Annotated in this window: 16 protein-coding genes; 8 read left to right on the forward strand and 8 right to left on the reverse strand. The window is 52.2% G+C overall.

Translation table 11 applies throughout. From position 1 onward, the window contains the following. From ACNRUY_RS12885 to phnW, 5 genes are all read right to left on the reverse strand, one after another. On the reverse strand, positions 1 to 135 hold a 135-nt coding region (locus ACNRUY_RS12885), incomplete at its 3' end, for a transposase (RefSeq protein WP_488112090.1). A gap of 187 nt (positions 136 to 322) precedes the next feature. After that, entirely contained in the window at positions 323 to 691 is a 369-nt protein-coding gene (locus ACNRUY_RS12890; RefSeq protein WP_488112049.1) for a hypothetical protein, read from the reverse strand. 575 nt (positions 692 to 1,266) lie between these two features. Further along, positions 1,267 to 2,085 (reverse strand): phosphonoacetaldehyde hydrolase, encoded by an 819-nt coding sequence (phnX, locus tag ACNRUY_RS12895; protein ID WP_488112050.1) that lies wholly within the window; start codon positions 2,083 to 2,085, stop codon positions 1,267 to 1,269. Next, positions 2,082 to 3,461: an aspartate aminotransferase family protein gene (locus ACNRUY_RS12900; RefSeq protein ID WP_488112051.1), complete on the reverse strand. Its 1,380-nt coding sequence runs from the start codon at positions 3,459 to 3,461 to the stop codon at positions 2,082 to 2,084. Before ACNRUY_RS12900 ends, phnX begins: the two co-directional genes overlap by 4 nt. Continuing rightward, positions 3,451 to 4,575 (reverse strand): 2-aminoethylphosphonate--pyruvate transaminase, encoded by a 1,125-nt coding sequence (gene phnW, locus ACNRUY_RS12905; RefSeq protein ID WP_488112052.1) that lies wholly within the window; start codon positions 4,573 to 4,575, stop codon positions 3,451 to 3,453. The genes ACNRUY_RS12900 and phnW overlap by 11 nt, the downstream gene beginning before the upstream one ends. Before the next feature lie 255 nt (positions 4,576 to 4,830). Between phnW and ACNRUY_RS12910 the strand changes: the two genes are divergently transcribed. Together ACNRUY_RS12910 and phnR are read left to right on the forward strand one after the other, a co-directional pair. Further along, positions 4,831 to 6,219 (forward strand): aminotransferase family protein, encoded by a 1,389-nt coding sequence (locus tag ACNRUY_RS12910; protein ID WP_488112053.1) that lies wholly within the window; start codon positions 4,831 to 4,833, stop codon positions 6,217 to 6,219. Between the two features lie 81 nt (positions 6,220 to 6,300). Beyond that, on the forward strand, positions 6,301 to 7,017 hold the full coding sequence (phnR, locus tag ACNRUY_RS12915; protein WP_488112054.1) for a phosphonate utilization transcriptional regulator PhnR: 717 nt from the start codon (positions 6,301 to 6,303) through the stop codon (positions 7,015 to 7,017). 35 nt (positions 7,018 to 7,052) lie between these two features. Here phnR and ACNRUY_RS12920 read toward each other — a convergent pair whose 3' ends face one another. After that, on the reverse strand, positions 7,053 to 8,060 hold the full coding sequence (locus tag ACNRUY_RS12920) for a hypothetical protein (RefSeq protein ID WP_488112055.1): 1,008 nt from the start codon (positions 8,058 to 8,060) through the stop codon (positions 7,053 to 7,055). A 226-nt stretch (positions 8,061 to 8,286) separates the two neighbouring features. Between ACNRUY_RS12920 and ACNRUY_RS12925 the strand changes: the two genes are divergently transcribed. The 4 genes from ACNRUY_RS12925 to ACNRUY_RS12940 all read left to right on the forward strand — a co-directional run bounded on the left by ACNRUY_RS12925 (position 8,287) and on the right by ACNRUY_RS12940 (position 13,386). Then, positions 8,287 to 9,339, forward strand: a complete 1,053-nt coding sequence (locus ACNRUY_RS12925; protein WP_488112056.1) for a putative 2-aminoethylphosphonate ABC transporter substrate-binding protein — start codon at positions 8,287 to 8,289, stop codon at positions 9,337 to 9,339. A gap of 117 nt (positions 9,340 to 9,456) precedes the next feature. Further along, positions 9,457 to 10,515 (forward strand): putative 2-aminoethylphosphonate ABC transporter ATP-binding protein, encoded by a 1,059-nt coding sequence (locus tag ACNRUY_RS12930; protein WP_488112057.1) that lies wholly within the window; start codon positions 9,457 to 9,459, stop codon positions 10,513 to 10,515. Between the two features lie 12 nt (positions 10,516 to 10,527). After that, positions 10,528 to 12,246 (forward strand): putative 2-aminoethylphosphonate ABC transporter permease subunit, encoded by a 1,719-nt coding sequence (locus tag ACNRUY_RS12935; RefSeq protein WP_488112058.1) that lies wholly within the window; start codon positions 10,528 to 10,530, stop codon positions 12,244 to 12,246. 78 nt (positions 12,247 to 12,324) lie between these two features. After that, complete coding sequence (locus ACNRUY_RS12940; RefSeq protein ID WP_488112059.1) at positions 12,325 to 13,386, forward strand: DUF3541 domain-containing protein; 1,062 nt, start codon at positions 12,325 to 12,327, stop codon at positions 13,384 to 13,386. 49 nt (positions 13,387 to 13,435) lie between these two features. Here the strand turns inward: ACNRUY_RS12940 and ACNRUY_RS12945 are convergent, their stop codons facing one another. Further along, the gene (locus ACNRUY_RS12945; protein ID WP_488112060.1) at positions 13,436 to 14,296 is read right to left on the reverse strand and encodes a nuclear transport factor 2 family protein; all 861 of its coding nucleotides are present in this window, start codon (positions 14,294 to 14,296) and stop codon (positions 13,436 to 13,438) included. Between the two features lie 187 nt (positions 14,297 to 14,483). Next, positions 14,484 to 14,936, reverse strand: a complete 453-nt coding sequence (locus ACNRUY_RS12950; RefSeq protein ID WP_488112061.1) for a hypothetical protein — start codon at positions 14,934 to 14,936, stop codon at positions 14,484 to 14,486. Positions 14,937 to 15,122: 186 nt separating this feature from the next. Between ACNRUY_RS12950 and ACNRUY_RS12955 the strand changes: the two genes are divergently transcribed. Both ACNRUY_RS12955 and ACNRUY_RS12960 read left to right on the forward strand, forming a co-directional pair. Further along, a complete protein-coding gene (locus ACNRUY_RS12955; protein WP_488112062.1) occupies positions 15,123 to 16,082 on the forward strand; it encodes a TAXI family TRAP transporter solute-binding subunit in 960 nt (319 codons plus the stop codon). After that, positions 16,082 to 17,788, forward strand: a complete 1,707-nt coding sequence (locus ACNRUY_RS12960) for a TRAP transporter permease (RefSeq protein WP_488112063.1) — start codon at positions 16,082 to 16,084, stop codon at positions 17,786 to 17,788. The genes ACNRUY_RS12955 and ACNRUY_RS12960 overlap by 1 nt, the downstream gene beginning before the upstream one ends. The last annotated feature ends 88 nt before the right edge of the window (positions 17,789 to 17,876 follow it).

The following is a 17,876-nucleotide window of genomic DNA, read 5'->3' on the forward strand; positions in this document are numbered from 1 at the left end:
CCAATTGTAGATCTGCTGTACGCTGATACCGAGCTGTTCAGCAACAGCAGAAGCTTTGTGGTCTGGTAAGCCTGCCAGACGAACAGCTTCTTTTCGGAACTCTTCGGTATAAGCAGGGTTTCTATATCGGCTCATGATACACCTCCCAGTTAGACTGTAATCTAACTTAGCGGGGTGTCCACAATTCGTGGGTAACTCCTGCGTATAACGCCCGCCTCAACTGCCGGAGGCCAATGGCGCCTTTTGTGCGGGGTTTTGCACAAAAGGTGACAGTGGCCGGAGGTCAGATTGCAGGCGCTTGTTAGCCTTTTGGTTCATTTACTTACCTACCTAGATGAAAGTTTACAAGACGAACAGCCAGGACAATAGCTGGTAAAAGAAATATTACTGGAATTAAAAAGCTAACCCAAGGTAGTGCACTTATAGGCCCAATTGCCAGCCCCATAATAGGAATTGATTTATGAAGCTTTTTGTCATGAGCCCAGCTTATACCCATGAGAACAAATATTGACCATGTAATAGGAGCCAAAACTAATGATAGTGCCGCTAATGGTTGCATTAGCCAATTTAGTTCCCCCCAATGCCCGCCCATCAGTAGATTCGGCAAAGTGAATACCGCTGCACACAAGAATGGTAGCGTTGCTGTTAAGAATACATTTATATAGCGTAAAATTTTGAACTTAACTTTCATAAAGGCTAACAGCTATTAGATCTCAAACCGAGTAATATTGAATATTAGGGGCCAAAAAACTCAGATTAAGAGATATCCCTCTAATGCCGGCATTATTAACTCAAAATGAGATATATTACGAAATTTACATGCATTATAACTGCTTGATGTAAAAGAAAATTCTACCATTTTGCATAATATATTTTCAATATTACTCATTGTTAGCGGTTGCGAAAATGGATATGCAAGCAATAACAGAAAAAAGCAAAAAAACGACACCCACTTTTATAGTAAGCAGTTAATGGCTGAGTCAGAACTTCAAAAAAAACCACACACGCTACCGCACGGCCGACCATTTTCAAGACTACTCAGGAAGGGTGGATCATTTGTATACACTGCGATCTTCTGCATAAAGCTGAGCTATCGTACCATACTGAAAATTGACATTATATTGACCTGCCTCACCGCCCAGGGGCTGCAGATAGGGAGCGCATAACGAGCATACGCAGTGTTTGTAGAGAGGCGATGCTGCTGGCCAATGGAGAGCATTCTGGCCAACAGCAGAACGACAGGGGCTTAATGTTCAACTCTCTGACTCAGGGCTTTTCTCCCTTCAGCAGGCGCTGTTCAATGTCTATGATCACTTCAGGCAGTTCAACAAGGGTATCCACCACATAATGGGCACCCGCTGTCGTTAGTTTGTCGGTGGCGATCCTTCTTTTTTCAGATTTCAATGACTCTGAAGCCTCCTGGTATTCCGCCAGGGTCAGGCCGGCTTCATTTCCTGATAGCGCCAGCCCAACGGACCACATGCCCGCGTTCAGCCCTTCGGTGATGCCTGGAGCTGAGTCGTCTACTTTGAGGCAGTGGTGGACTGAGCCAACGCTCAGCTCAATGACGTTCTGCAGCGCCATCCAGGGTCCTGGCCGGGCGCCGGCTTTCAGATCATCGCTGGCAACAATGGCGTCCGGGCAATAGCCTTTAACGGCGGCGGCGGGTGCCAGAATCTCCATAACTTCTCTGGGGTAGCCGGAACAGGATCCGATTTTGATGCCCTGGCTGCGCAGCTGGTGAATGGTCTCCAGAGCCCCGGGAATGGGGTCGGAATATTCCGCCACTTTGGCTTTCTGAAGGGGCATAAAGGTCTGGTAAGTCGCGTCCACTTCCCCATCGGTCATGGGTTGCCCAAACTGTGCCTGCCACCGTTCTGCCACTTCGGGAAGGTTTCCCAGGGTTTTGATGTGATCCCATTTACCCAGTCCCATGGGGGCTCTTGCTTCAGCCAGGGAAACCTCAAAACCGTAGGCTTGCCGGAAGGCCTCAACAAATATGGAGGTGGGTGCCCAGGAGCCAAAATCTACGACGGTGCCTGCCCAGTCGAGAATCACGGCTTCGATGCGAGGGTTCTGGTTCATGGTTGCATGCCTTTGCTGATGTGGGAGATGCCCTGTTCCAGGATGTTCAGGGCGTTTTCCAGGTCGTTTCTGTTAATGGTCAGGGGAGGGCTCAACTGGAGCACATTGCCCTGGGATACTTTAAAGCTGAGCCCGGCATTGAGGCAGTGGTAAAGCACCTGTTCCGCCTCATGGCAGGCCCTGTATTCTTTATTTGCTGTGGGCATTTGGTCCCCACAGGTCACCAGCTCAATGCCCCATAGCAGCCCTATGCCCCGGACATCCCCGATTAATGGGTAGCGTTTTTTCAGGGTGTGCAGGCGATCCCGCATAAAGCGTTCATCGTCTTTTACTTTCTGCAGCAGTTGTTCCTGCTCAATCACTTCCATGGTGGCCAGGGCTGCGGCACAGCCTACAGGGCTTTTTTCGTGGGTGTAGTGCCCAAGGGAAATGGACGACGCGACGTTAAACCGGTCCCGGGTGATCATGGCGGCCATGGGCACCACGCCTCCCCCCAGCCCTTTGCCGATGCAGAGGATATCGGGGGTAATGTCGTAGCGTTGGAAGGTAAACCACTCACCGCTGCGTCCCATGCCGTTGGGGATTTCATCAATGATCAGCAGTACATTGTGACGGTCGCAGATATCACGGATTCTCTGCCAGTACGCTTTACTGGGCACCTGAACGTCGGTATTGCGGACGGTTTCGGCAATAAACGCCCCGACGCCCCCTTCTTTTTCAATGACGTACTCCAGATAGTCCGCATAGTGAACATCGGAGCCGTCGTCTTTTGGCCATACCCCCCCGTAACGGACCGGTGGCGGAATACGTTCAACGCCGGGTGTCAGGGGCCCCATCCCTTCCCGGAAACAGGCCTCGCCGCCGACGCCAATGGCATCCAGGGAAGCGCCATGAAAGGAGTCCCAGAGAGACACCACTTTATGGTTGCCGGTGACCACTCTGGCCAGCTTTAACGCCATGCCAATCACCGATGTGCCGCCCGGGGCAAACAGCACCCGGTTCAGGTCGTCCGGGCACAGGCTGGCCAGTTTGTGGGCGCAGTCAATGGCCGTGGGGTTGGTGAATCGCCTTGGGGAGAACGGCAGGGTGTCCAGTTGTTCCCGGATTCGCTGGACCACGTAAGGGTGGCCGTAACCGAGCTGGTGAACATTGTTGCCGTGAAAGTCCATGTACCGTTTGCCACGGGCGCCTTCAATATAAATACCTTCTGCAGCGGTCAGAACATCCAGGCAGGGAGTGGACATGGACTGATGGAGAAAACAACGGGCGTCTTCTTCCAGCCACTCCAGGGTAGGCTGGTGATCCAGACTGGCTTTCCAGCGGGCACGGGCTTCGGTGATGTTGATGTCCCCTTCCGTGTTCAGTTTATTGATCATGGGATGGGTTCTCCCAGTACATACTGCTGGCAATGGCCTGGATCAGGTGGGCAATATCACTGGCATAGACCTCGCCGATGGTGCCGATGCGAAAACAATCGGCATCGGACACCTTGCCGGGATAGATCACAAAGCCCTGTTGTTTCAGTTTCTGATAGAACCGCTTGAAGTCGTAATCCGGATGATCCGGTGAATAAAAGGAGGTGATAAAGGGAGAGTGGAGTTTCCGGGGAAGAAGGCACTGGAAGCCCAGTTCCTCCAGCCCCTGAACCAGACGCTTCTGGTTATTGAGGTAGCGCTGGTGCCGGGCGGAGACCCCGCCTTCCTGATGCAGCTCTTCCAGTGCCTGATAGAAGGCTCTGACCGTATGGGTGGGGGAGGTGAACCGCCATTTTCCATGGTTGATCTCCATGCAGCGCCATTGGGCATAGAGATCCAGGGAGAGGGATCGGGCCTGGTTCTGGCACTGGGCAAGCTGCTCCTCACGGGCAATGACCAGCCCGAAGCCCGGCACTCCCTGAAAACATTTGTTGGCGGAGCTGACCAGATAGTCGATGCCCAGTTTGCCAATGTCCATGGGGATGCCCCCAAAACTGCTCATGGCATCAATGATTAGTTGCCGCTGGTGTTGTTTAACCACCGGGGCGATGGCTTCCAGGGGATTGAGCATGCCCGTTGTGGTTTCGCAGTGGACCATGGCCACATGGGTGATGTCCTGATGGGTTGCCAGAACCCGGTCAATGTCTTCTGCTGTGGGAGACTGGGTTTCCCGGTAGTTCAACACCTGGTGATCAATGTTCAGATATCCGGCGATTTCCGCCATGCGGGCCCCGTAGGCGCCGTTATTGATCACCAGCAGCCGGTCATTGTTGCCGATCACCGTACCCAGGGTGGCTTCCACGGCAGCGGTACCACTGCCCTGCATCAGAACCGAGCTATAGCCGGGGGTGTCAGTGGCCAGGGAAACCAGGGTAGAGCGAATTTTTTCCACGATGCCCTGGTTGTAGTCATCATCCCAGGTGCACCAGTCCCTCAGCATGGATTCCCGCACGGTGCGGGAAGTGGATAATGGACCGGGAGTCAGTAACAGATAGGGGTTATCTGTGGCTTTCATGCCTGTTCCTCTTGATGATCGTGTCGGGTTGCAGCCGTTTTGGTATAGACCAGTTTCCGGATCATGAAATGGGGAGGCCGCCCTGTAAATACAGCCCATTCAATCTTCATAAAAAATTCATATTGAAGGAGCGTCGTGTGTTTGGCTCACGCTGGTTTCGCAGTGCTTTGTCACAAAATGGTCATCAGACTGTGAATACAATCTGTGGATAAACCGGTCTATACCAATTTTGTCTGATGTTCAGGAGTCCACAGAATGGGATCATTTGCCGAGGTGCAGAAGCGGCATTTCATGCAGTGCTGGAGTCGTCAGGGCGATTATCAGCCACTGCCGGTGAAACAAACGGAAGGCTGCTGGATTGAGACCACCGATGGGCGGCGTATTTTTGATCTGAGAAGTGCCCATGAATGCATCAACCTGGGTTTTCGTCATCCCAGAGTGATGAAAGCCATGCAGAAACAGATGGAGAAAGTCGTGTATGTGACCGACGACTTTGCCACTGAACCCACGGCCGAACTGGCTCGGACTCTGGCTGAACTGGCACCGGGCAGCTCCAATCGCAAGGTCTACTTCAGCCAGAGTGGGGCCGCTGCGGTAGAGGCGGCGATCAAAGCGGCAAGGATGTACAAGTACAACGAAGTTATGGGAGCGTCCGGAGCCCATGTGGATGCCCCCATGCAGTACCCTTTTCCCTACAAAATTATTTCCCGGTACCGTTCCTGGCATGGATCAACATCCGGTGCGGCTTCGGTATCGGGAGATCCCAGGCGCTGGTTTATGGAACCTTTATCGGTTCCCGGCGTGGTGTTTGCTCCGGATGCGGATGAATACCGGAACCTGTTTGGGGAGGGGGCGGAAGGCGTCGATCGCAATATCAATTATCTGAATTACCTGATTGAGCAGGAAGGTGGCTCCAATAAGGTGGCGGCCATGCTGGTGGAAACGGTGGTGGGCAGCAATGGCATCATCCCTCCTCCACCCGGCTATATGAAAAAGCTGAGGGCGCTCTGTGACCAGTGGGGCATTCTGCTGATTGTGGATGAAACCATGACCGGGATGGGACGGACAGGACGGTTTTTTGCCTTTGAGCACTATGATATTGAGCCGGACATCATTGTTATGGGAAAAGCCCTGGGGGTGTATGCACCGTTGGCGGCGACCATTTTTTCGGAAAAAATCAGTGGCGCTTTCGATGAGCAGATTTTTGGCCATGGCCAGAGCTTTTCCGGTCATACTCTGGCTGCCGCCGGGGCCCTTGAGAGTATTCGTGTGCTCCATGATGAGGGGCTGCTGGAGCGAACCCGGGAGCTGGGTGATTATCTGGGTGAGCGCCTGCACCGGCTGAAAGACAAGCACCCCTGTGTTGGCGATGTTCGAGGGCTGGGGTTGTTCTGGACCCTGGAGCTGGTGGCTGATCGAAAAACCCGGGAGCCACTCAGGAAGCATACTGAGAAATATTCAACGACCGTCGTAAAAGAGATCGCCGACTTTCTTTTCCATGAGAAGAACATCTATGTTCCCGGGGATAAGTTTGGGGTCTGGGTAGTGCCTCCCCTGGTGGTGACCCGTGAGGAGCTTGATTGGGTCATTGCCGGTATTGATGAAGCTCTGGATATTGGTGATCGAAGCCTGGAATCCCGGTAATAAGGTTACCTGCCTTGAACTCCAGGTGGCCTCCCCTCAGAATCCAGCTGTCCCCTGTTGCTCATTAAGAGCTTATTGAGAATGAATATGGACCATGGAAGCAACCAGTATCAACTGATCCGACAGGCGCTGTGTGAGCAGATCGACAAAGGCGGGCTTCAGCCGGGTGTAAGGCTTCCTTCTGAGCGCCTGCTCAGTGAACGTTTTGGCACCACCCGGGTGACCCTCAGAGAGGCTTTGTCTTCTCTGGAGGCGGATGGTCTGGTTTATCGGGAAGACCGGAGGGGCTGGTTTGTTTCTCCCGAAAGGCTGGTCTATGACCCGACCAGAAACGTCAACTTCCATACCATGGTGACTGACCAGGGGCGGACACCTGAAACCCGGCTGTTAAAGGCGTCACAGGTTCCGGCAATCGCTAAAGTACAGAGGATGCTGGGGCTGCAGCCTCTTACCCCGGTTTATCGATTGCAGCGGCTCCGTTCCGTGGATGCCCGAACGGTGTTGTATGTAGAAAACTACATTAACCCGGAAGGGTTTCCCGGGCTGCTGGAGCAGGACCTTGAGCGGTCGCTCTCAGATATTTACCGTGAAAACTACGCAATGGAGTACCGCCATGTCCGGTTTCAACTCTATCCGGTTGGCCTTCATGGGGACTCAGCACAGCACCTGAAAGTGACGCCGGGCAGTTCAGGCCTGCTGGTGACCCGGGTCAATCTGGATCAGAAGAGCCGGGTGATTGACTGCGATTTTGAGTACTGGCGACAGGATGCAGTGGTGATCACGGCTGAGACCCGATAACTCTATGGACCCACGGGTATAGTCATCAGAAACTATTAATAACTCATTCCAGCACTGCTACCAGCCCCTCCGCCTTCTCCATAGGGGGGGTGATATGGAGGATCCTGGAAGGGTTTGCAGTTTGGCGGGGGAGGTGCAAAGAACAGTGGTTGTCCGACCAGGTATTGAACTGGAACAATTCCCTGGGGTAATTGGATATAAGTACCTGAATGATTATGAATTAGTATTCCTTCCTGTACGGTTTCAAGAGGGTTATGAACTTCAGGCATGGGATATGATAAACAAGGCTGGGGTGCACTGGCCATTGGCTCTGGCTTGTATCTTGAGTGATGAGTGAAAACGTTGGATTGATGATGTTCAAGAATGTTTTGATACACGGGGAGTGCACTTTCAAAATTGAGTAAAATGAGTAGCCCTTCCAGCAGTTTTCGCAAGTTGTGTGTGGTTAGCTGTTCATGGGTTGTATGTGTTCTGAGGTTATGGGCATAGACTGGTATTAATGTAAATCTCCCCAGAAATATTTGTTGAACCCACTGGTTTCTATAAAGTGCAATTTTTGCAGTTCCATGAAGTATTTGATTTTTCCTGAATTCATCATCGTAACGCTTGATTAAATTGTGTGTTCGTTGTTCGGATGCCTGCGGGTAATGGAAGTTAACCTTTCCTCCAGTGTTAGTTACCATATAATTAAGAATTTCTGGAGTAACGATTGAATGTGGATGTGATGGTTTGTTTGGGTCAGCACGTGGATCATTTATGGTTATAACATTACCGACATCAAACCATTCAATTTCAATCAGGTTGCTTGGTTGGAACCGGGTTGCAGTTATTTTTAAAATGCCTGGGTAGAGGCCTTGATGTCTTTGAAGGTAAATGAATACAGTGGCTGTATGTAGCTCGTCGTCGCATATTACTGATCCAACATATTTACCATTTTTTACTGCCCGATCTCTTACTCCATAGTACGAAAAGCCGCTGTATAGTAATGAACTAAAAGAAAGAAGCATAAAAAAGAATAATTTTATTATAAGTAACCTCATCATCGTCACCATAGCAGGGATGAAACATAAAATGGAGGGTGATTAATTGTTGTACAGTATTGAGGATATATCTTAGAAGTTTTAACCTCGAAGCGAATAGTTTTGCCTGTTAATTTCATAATTCTGCAAAAAAGCTGTCACACCATGGTCATCTAATCTTTCTACGATCCTTGTAACCCATCTGGTCTGTACCAGATTTTGGCTACCACCGGTCTGAGGATCTTTGACCATGAACAGGCAACGCTTTTTATCTGCTAAAGGCTTATTCCCTGCACGGAGTGCACTGGCGCTGGCAGTCACCTCCATTATCAGCATGGGTGCCAATGCGGCTCCCGAAGAGCTGACCGTGTATACCGCTTTTGAGTCGGACCTGCTGGCCCGCTACAAAAAAGCCTTTGAAGCGGAGCACCCGGATATTCGCATCAAGTGGGTCCGGGACTCCACGGGCGTTATGACCGCCAAGCTGCTGGCGGAAAAAAATAATAACCGGGCTGATGTCGTATGGGGGCTGGCGGGTTCCAGTATGGCATTGCTGAAAAAGGAAGGAGTTCTGGCAGCCTATAAGCCAGAAGGTCTGAGTGAAATCAAGGCAGAGCTGGTAGACCCGGAAGCTGGAAAGGCCTGGTTTGGCAACCAGGCATTTTTCAATGTGGTCTGTTACAACGAGGCGGTGGCCAAAGCCAAAAACCTGCCCAAACCCAAATCCTGGCAGGACCTGTTAAAGCCGGTGTATCAAGGTCATATTGCCATGCCCAACCCGGCCTCCTCGGGTACCGGTTATATGCAGGTGTCTGCCTGGTTGCAAAGCATGGGTGAAGAGAAAGCCTGGGACTACATGACCGGACTGAACAAGAACATTGCCCACTATACCCATTCTGGTTCCAAGCCCTGTGTCCAGGCCGCCATGGGAGAGGTTGCCATTGGTATTTCCCAGGCAATTCGCGGTGCCCAGCTGAAAAGCAAGGGTGCGCCTCTGGCTCTGATCATGCCTGAAGGTGGCATTGGCTGGGATGTTGAGTCCGTGGGTCTCGTAAAGGGAACCCCCAGAGAGAAAGCGGCCAGAACACTGGTTAACTGGAGTTTGACGGCAAAAGCCAATGAGCAATATGCCCAGGCTTATGCGGTGGTGGGCCACAAGGATATCCACAAGCCGGTTCCCAACTATCCCGATGTGGAAAGCGCCATGGTCTCCATGGATTTCGGCGCCATGGCCACGGGCCGAAAGGCGGTGCTGAAGGAGTGGTCTGAGCGCTTCGATCATAAGTCTGAGCCAAAATCCTGATTGGGTGGTCAGGGTCGTCTTTTGATGACCCTGACAGAGAATCCCACTGCCTCTGTCAGTCGTACAGCCTGAACTGTCCCCGTTAAAACATCCCGGTGAAAAAGGACCCCTCCGTCTATGTCAGCTTTTCTCTCTATCCGTCAGTTGGGTAAGCAGTTCGGATCATTTACGGCCCTTGAAGACATCTCTCTTGCCATTGAGAAGGGGGAGTTTATCTGCTTTCTTGGCCCTTCCGGGTGCGGTAAAACCACGCTACTGAGGCTGGTTGCTGGCCTTGAAGGCAGTGATCAGGGAGAGATCTGGCAAAACGGGGTCAATTGTACGCATCTGCCACCGGAGCAAAGGGACTTTGGCATTGTCTTTCAGTCCTATGCCCTGTTTCCCAATCTGACGGTGTTTGGCAACATTGCTTTTGGCCTGGAAAACCAGGGGCGGTCACGCCAGGAAGTCCACTCAGTGGTGAAGGAATGGCTGGAAACCATCGGGTTGGAGGAGGCCGGTCATAAATTTCCCAACCAGCTGTCCGGTGGCCAGCAGCAGAGGGTTGCCCTGGCCAGGGCTTTGGCTCTTTCTCCAGGGCTGTTATTGCTGGATGAGCCGCTCTCAGCCCTGGACGCTAAAGTCCGAGTCCGGTTGAGGGAAACCATTCGTTCCCTGCAGAAACGCCTGGGTATTACCACGATTATGGTCACCCACGATCAGGAGGAAGCCATGGCCATGGCCGATCGCATTGTGGTGATGAACCATGGTCGTATTGAGCAGGTGGGGTCCCCCAGAGAGATATACCAGCATCCGACGTCCCGTTTTGTGGCGGAGTTTGTGGGTTCCATGAACTTTATGGACGGAACCGTGACGGATCACAACCAGACGCTACTGGGAAATCAGCCTCTGGCCCTGGCACCACAAAAAAGCCGCAGCGGCAGGGTGCTACTGGGTATTCGTCCGGAAGACCTGGCGTTTGGCCAGGGGGCCACAGAGCTCCCTGTCCAGATTGAAAACATGGAGTTTCAGGGGACCTTTGTCCGTGCCCAGTGCACGCCTCTGGGCTGGCAAACCCGGAAGCCCATTAAGGTGGACGTCCCTGTTCATCAGCTGGCCGGTCTTGGGCTGCACCCTGGTTGTGAGTCCAGGCTGGTGATTCAGGAACAGCACATACATGTTTTTCCAGCGGAATAAAGGGGACTGACCATGACAATAACAACCTCCAGTGTCAGCACCATTCAGTCTGAGAAGCCCTTGTTCCGGCTGGCATTCAAGCCGGAAAAGTGGGTGCTGGGTGTCAGCGTTGGCGCCGTTTTTCTTTATCTCATTGGTACCCTGCTGTTGCCCTTATTGGCGATGCTGGCAAGAAGTGTTCAGAATGATAAAGGGCAGTATATCGGCCTGACCAATTTTATGGAGTATCTGGGCAGTGCCGCACTGACCCAGTCCATTACCAACACACTGACTGTTGGTGCAGTGGTGACTGCACTGGTGGTGTCGCTGGCTTTTCTGTTTGCCTATGGCCTTACCCGGACCTGTATGCCCTTCAAGCCCTTCTTTAAAGTGCTGGGTATGTTGCCGATTCTTGCCCCTTCGCTGTTACCGGCGATCAGTATGATTTACCTGTTCGGTAATCAGGGGGTTGCCAGGGACCTGCTCATGGGGCATTCCATCTATGGGGTCACCGGTATTGTCATCGGCCTGGTGTTCTGGACGTTTCCCCATGCCCTGCTGATTCTCAACACGGCCCTTTCTACGTCGGATGCCAGGCTCTATGAAGCGGCCAGGGTGATGAGGTCATCGGCACTGCGTACCTTTATGACGGTGACTCTGCCCGCCGCAAAGTTCGGGCTGATCAGTACGACGGCCGTAGTGTTTACGCTGGTGGTGACGGACTTTGGTGTGCCCAAGGTGATTGGTGGGCAATACAATGTACTGGCAACGGATATCTACAAGCAGGTGGTGGGACAGCAGAACTTTGCCATGGGGGCGGTCACCAGCGTGCTGTTACTGGTGCCTGCCATTCTTGCTTTTATGGTGGACCGCAGGGTTCAGAAAAAACAGAAAGAGTTGTTTGGCTCCCGTTCCGTGACTTATCAGCCGGACCCCAGTCCCCTGAGAGACGGTATTTTCCTGGTGGTCTGCAGCCTGATTATTCTGGCGATCCTGTCCATCATTGGTATGGCGGTTTATGGGTCTCTGGTCACTTTCTGGCCATGGAACCTGGAGCTGTCTCTGCAGAACTACGATTTTGAAGCGTTCAGCGCCCAGGGCTGGGCTCCCTTTTTCAACTCCGTCAAACTGGCTTTTGGTACGGCCATTGTCGGTACGATGATTATTTTTGTCGCAGCCTATAACGTTGAAAAAACCAGAATGCCCGCCTGGCTGAGAGGCGGTATTCAGGCAATGGCCATGTTGCCCGTGGCGGTTCCGGGGATGGTGCTGGGGCTTGGCTACATCTTCTTCTTTAATCTTCCGGGGAATCCGTTGGGAGTGTTCTATGGCACCATGGCTCTGCTGGTAATGAACACCGTTGCTCACTATTTTACCGTTGGGCATCTGACCGCCCAGGCGGCTTTGAAAAAGTTACCTGCGGAAGTTGAGTCGGTAGCCGCGTCATTAAAAATTCCCCAGTACAAAGCCTTTCTGAAAGTGTCGTTGCCGGTTTGCATGCCTGCGCTGATGGACATAGCCATCTATCTGTTTGTGAATGCCATGACAACAACGTCAGCGGTCGTGTTCCTCTATTCCGCGGACATCATGCCCGCTTCGGTTGCCGTAATGAATATGGAAGACGCGGGTCAGAACGGTCCCGCTGCCGCCATGGGGGTATTGATTATGTTGACTGCGGCAGCGGTGAAGGTGGTTCATATGCTGTGTGGCCATAAATTACTCAAGCACTCACAGAGGTGGCGCTATCAGTAAATGAGTGTCGTGAATCCCCATTGAAATCGGTTTAGCCCGTCTAAACTGATGCAAGGGTTCACTATCTGGTTGCGGTTTATGAAGAGGTTGGGGGGCAGGTTTGCAGGGCTGGCTCTGGTGTTTGTTTCATTGCTGTGGATAACACCGGGCTTTGAGGGGCAGGGCAGCGCTGCTGTTAAAACTGCGGTTAAAAATGTTGATGAGAATGTTGCAGATACGTTAATGGAGCGTCTGGCAGGCTCTCTGTATACCGCGCCTCTTGATGAGCAGGGGAAATACGCCAGAATGCTTTACCGGATTACGGGTAATAAAGTCTGGCTGAACACCGCCACTGCAGACTTGTATATTGCCTCTGACCGCTTGCTGAAATTCAGCCACAGCCTCAGGAATAACCGGCTCCGGAAGGAAGCTGCCCTGGATGCGGGATGGCTGAAGAAAGACGACGATCTTGGCTTATTTCAGGACTATGTCTTCTACAGTTTTATGGTTCTGCCAGAACTGAATCGCCTCCATTACTCTTCTCTGGAGCTGAAAGGCAATGCCGGTGACCGGTTGGAGAAGGTCATCAGTGGTTTTGATTTTCGTCCTGGCCTGCAGTCTGCCGAGGTTATCCGCCGGTTTGCCCCGAACCAGGCAGAACAGGTGTATGCCCTGATGAATGTGGGGCTTGGTGATTATCGCAGGCTTTATATAGATGCCTTCAAGAGGGTATACCCTGACCATCTGGATAAAAAATTACCGAAAGAGCAGTTAAACCATAAATGGAAAGCCATGACTCATCTGGTGCTTGCGGCCAGTGATTTTCTCCAGGAGCCTGTGAATGACTCACTGGTGGCCTGGGTGCCCCGATACTTCCGGGATTATCCTGAGTTCGTTCTCAAGGAGGCGAATTCTGAACTACTGGCCAAGATTGGAATCTGCCTGCATCTTACAGGCCATCACTCATCCACTCTTTTGCGCCTGATACACCAGAAGTTGATCTCAGAACTGCCCGAGGACAGCGGCGACAGCCTGAGGGGATGGGAAACCCTTCTCCTGAACTGGACAAACCAGTATTTTCCAGACCCTCCACTCTTTCGTATGAAGGACTTTCAGAGCCGTATTCCTTTGACTCTCCAGCCTTCAACCGGAGGGCATTAGGCCATGCAGGTTGTTGCTGAACGAAGTGAAGCACAACACAAAACCCGACTCAAAACGCTCCTTCACCAAAGGGCAGGGACCAGTGGCTGTGTCGGCAAAGCCACTGGCCATCCTGTTCCTGGAGAAAGTAACTGACTCTCATGGGAGAAAGGGTATGTCGGACTCCGTCGAGTTGATAACCCGCCTCCGCATAAGCGGAAAGGCAGGCCAGGGAGTGGTTTTGAAAAACGACAGGTTGATAATATTTTAGAAAAGGGGACGGGTACTGTTCACTGAGCTGCTCAAGATACCGGCGATATTGCTCATTGCCCCGCAGCTCTGCCCCCTGCATTGGCCAGAAGACATTGCTATTACCATGATGTTGAAGGCTGGCAAGCCCCTTCACATTGGTGGATTCGGTATAAGCGACCTTTTTCTGCAAATGTTCCATAAAAGGTCTCATCTGGGCCTCATTGAGTCGAACGGGGCTGGCAGGCTGTCCAAAGTCGGAGCGGACAGGAGTGGGATCGCTGGGACAGTCGAGGCCCGCAGGCCAGGGCTTGCTTAAATGGGCATGGCGAATTTTCAGGGCACCATTGGATTCAACCAGGTAAAAGCTGAATCGAAGATTGTCATCTTTAATTCGGTTTCCGCTCTTGAGGATTAACTTGCGTTTGTACTGACAGATAACCACAGCTGCATGGCCATTCCCAAAGGCATCCAGCGGTTCCAGCTCAATGTCGGCCTGTTCCACCAGCTGACAGCGGTGCTGCATCCGGGGATACAGGCTATCGAGGCTGTTGAAGTCATCCTCACGGGTAATGCCCCACCCGGTAATGTCATCGGGCATGTTCATGGCCAGAAGCTGGTCAGGGTTCAGCTGAAGCAGGCAGCTTCGGAATTCTTCCAGAAAGTCGGATACTAACTGCATGGCTTTAGGGTACTTGATAAGGGATTTGTGAGTTTAGACTACAAACTTCCCAAGAGGTTCTGCGGTTTGTTGACTGGATTTTATTGAACATTTGTTCTGTTTAAGCGGGAGGGGAAGCTAAGAAAGCCCCTTGAGAATGAATAAATGGTGTGGCTCACAGTGGAACCACACGGGTACTGGGTAAAGCTTAGCTGCCTTTTCTTTCCATCCATTCTGCTTTGTGGGCGGCACGCTTTTCTCTCATAGTCGGAACCACAGCTTCATTCATGGAAGAACGTGTGCTGATGACCGAAAACAGAGTTTTTGGTGTTGAGGTTACACCGTGTCTTTTCATGGCTTCGCTGACATAATCCCGGTCTGCCATGGCGCTGGCGCTCAGTAAAAGCATGCCAGAGGTGGCTACGGATAAAATGATCTTTTTCATGATTCTCTCCCGTTCATCATCAGAAATAATGGGCCCTTCCAACGTGTGTTGTTGGTTGGGCAGTAATAAAAAGTGAAGATGTCTGAAAGGAAGCTGACAACTGAAAAAAGGATTTATTACTGGTTTTTTTCGCTTAACTGAGAACAAAACAATATAAGGGGGTGATAGCCAGTTATTTATCTTGATTATGATGAACTTCTGATCTTTTTTTGACACTAATAATGGCTGGCAAGGTTTGGATCGACAGTTTTTTAACGACGTCAGTGGGCGTCATCTATTTTATTAATCGACTCCGCATACTGCAGGTTAACAAGGCACTTCATGACTGCGTCAAAGGCTTCTACAGGGCTGCTGATATTGAGGCTGGGGCGTCACTTTTATCGCCTTTTCAGGTGGCTTCTAATGGCTTGTTCCCTGCTGTCCCTCATGGCAGGAACCACTGCTCGGTCGGATGTGGTACGGCTGACCATGAAGTCCGCCAAGGCATCCACTTCTTACTATGCAATGATGGTGCAACTGTCTGAAGTGATAAAGGTGAGAAGCGAAGGTACCATCCAGCCGACGGTGGAAGAGAGCCAGGGCTCTATTCAAAATGTCAGGGAAGCCCTGGTTCGTTCCGGCAACTTTCTGTTTACCTCTCCCCCAACGTTGATTGACGAAGCCAGAAACCGGCGGGGCGCTTTCCTGGATTATGAGGGCAGTGGTTTGACGGATCCGGTTCGATCACTGTTTGTAATGCCTTCCACTACGGTTCACTTTGTGGTTTCAGAGCGCAGCGGGATTCGCTCAATGGCTGGGTTGGCGGGAAAAAACCTGATTCCCGGCGGGGTTGGCAGTTTCTGTGAGCAACGGTCTAAAGCCGTGTTGAAAGCGCTGGGCCTGGAAGAGAAGGTCAATACCGTTTCTGTAGAAATTTCAGCGGCTTCCGGGGCACTGAGAAACCGCAAAGTGGATGGATTTATCAGCTGTTCTTCATACCCCTCTCCCCAGATCAGTGAACTGGCCAGTGTAACGCCCGTTCGGCTGCTGTCTCTGACATCCCGGGAACGGGAGAGGATTCTGGCACTGGATTCCGAATCGGCTCCGGTCACCATTCCAGCTCTGACCTACCGGGGGCAGAGTCAGGATATTGAGACCGTAGGAACGCCGGTGGGAGCCTATGTCACCACGCAGATGGATGATCACACCGCGTACCGGATCACCCGTGCTTTCTGGGAGTGGAAGTCTGGGGCTGCCGGGAAAAACAGCTGGTGGAAAGCCGTCAGACCAGAGCAGATCAACAGGATGGGAGCGCGGGTGCACCGGGGAGCCCTGAGATACTATGACGAAACCGGTGTGACGATACCGGCCTCAATGCGTTGATGAACAATTGTTCATGCTCGAAATGGCGACTATTGCCCGGTTTTGCATTGGTGGGGTTTCATCTCTATCTGGTGTTTGCCGGGTTGCTGCCCAGCCTGGTGACTCTGCCATTACATCTGATGCTGACCCTGCCATGGGTATTTCTGATGGCTCCCGGCAGTGACCGATTCAGGGATCAGAAACAAGGAGCTGGTTCAATCACGTTGGGTTTGCTGGGGTTGGTGTCAGCCGCCTATGTGGTCATTCATTATCCAGTGTTGACCCGGCAGTTTGGTTCGGTCGAGGGAAGCGAACAGTATGTTGTTGCCGCTGTTCTGGTTCTGGTAGTTCTGGAAATGGCCCGAAGAACCATAGGATGGGTGCTCCCACTGATTGCCTCACTGGCTCTGCTTTATGGCCTGTCAGGACACTGGCTGCCAGGACAACTGGGCCATGGGGGACTTCCGCTCAATTACTTTCTGGGAACACTGGCTTTCAGTGAGGGGGGGCTATGGTCCCCGTTAATGGTCAGTTCTGCGGAGGTGATTGCTCCCTTTGTCTTGCTGGGGGCTTTTATCAGCACTGGGGCAACGGGGCAGGGGTTTATGGCGTTGTCTACCTGGTTGGCCGGCCGCTTCCGGGCGGGTGAAGCGAAAGTGGCAGTGGTTTCTTCCGCGTTATACGGCACCATTTCCGGTGTGGCCTCCGCCAATACCGCTTCCACGGGAGGGCAGATCATGCCCCCGGTGATGGGAGCCGGTGCCTTTCTGATGGCTGAGCTGCTGGGAGTTCGGTATACCGATGTAATGGTGGCGGCTTTTTTTCCTGCTTTGCTGTTTTTTATTACGGTATGGCTGGGGGTTCACCTGTTTGCCCTCAAGCTTGATCTGAAACCATTGGCCCCCCATGAGCTGCCACGGTGGCAAGGCCTGGTCAAAACCGTTCCCTGTTTTGTCCTGCCGTTTGGAGTGATTCTTTACATGCTGGTGTTTACCAGTTACACCGCCGCGTTTGCTGCGGTGGTGGCCATTGTTATCACCTGGCTTTTGTTGCTGATGGACCCGGAAGGGAGTTGGCAGCCAATGGGCTGGTGGGAGCGCTTTGCCCAGGGAGTTGTGGCAGGGTCAAGGCAGGTGGCGGGGATTGCCGCGATTCTTTTTTGCGCCAGCTTGATTGTGGCGGTCTTTCATATGACCGGACTTGGGATCAAACTGACATCGCTGATTTTTTCTGCGTCGGGAGGAAACCTCTGGGTTGCCCTGATTCTCACAGGAATGGCCAGCCTGGTGCTTGGGATGGAGCTGCCAACCACTGCCGCTTATGTGATTGCTTCTTCTGTGGCCGCGCCCGCTTTGACAGGCCTTGGGCTGCCTGAGTTGCATGCCCACCTGTTTATTTTCTGGTATGCCCTGCTGTGTACCATTACTCCTCCGGTCTGTGGCAATGTGTTTATTGCTGCCGGGATTGCGGATACCCCCTGGTTGCCGGTGGCGATAAAGTCCATGCAGATAGGGATAGGGTTGTTTGTTGTTCCTCTGGGGTTTGTGGCCAACCCTTCTCTGCTGGAACTGACAACTCACCCATGGCTGGCGCTACTGGCTCTGGCTAAACTGACGGCGGGCGTCGGCTTAATGGCTTCTGGTGTTATTGGTCCTTTCAGGCAGAGAGGGGTAAGGTTTCTGGCACTGGGCTGTGGCGTTCTGGTGATTTTTTTAGGGGGTGTTTAACGCTGCTTTCTGGAAATCTTGTCTGAAAAAATGGTAAACAGATGCTCATAGCGAGAGAAAAACAGGAAAGCAAACGGTTATTCAAGGT

The organism is Endozoicomonas sp. Z74 (assembly GCF_057680865.1).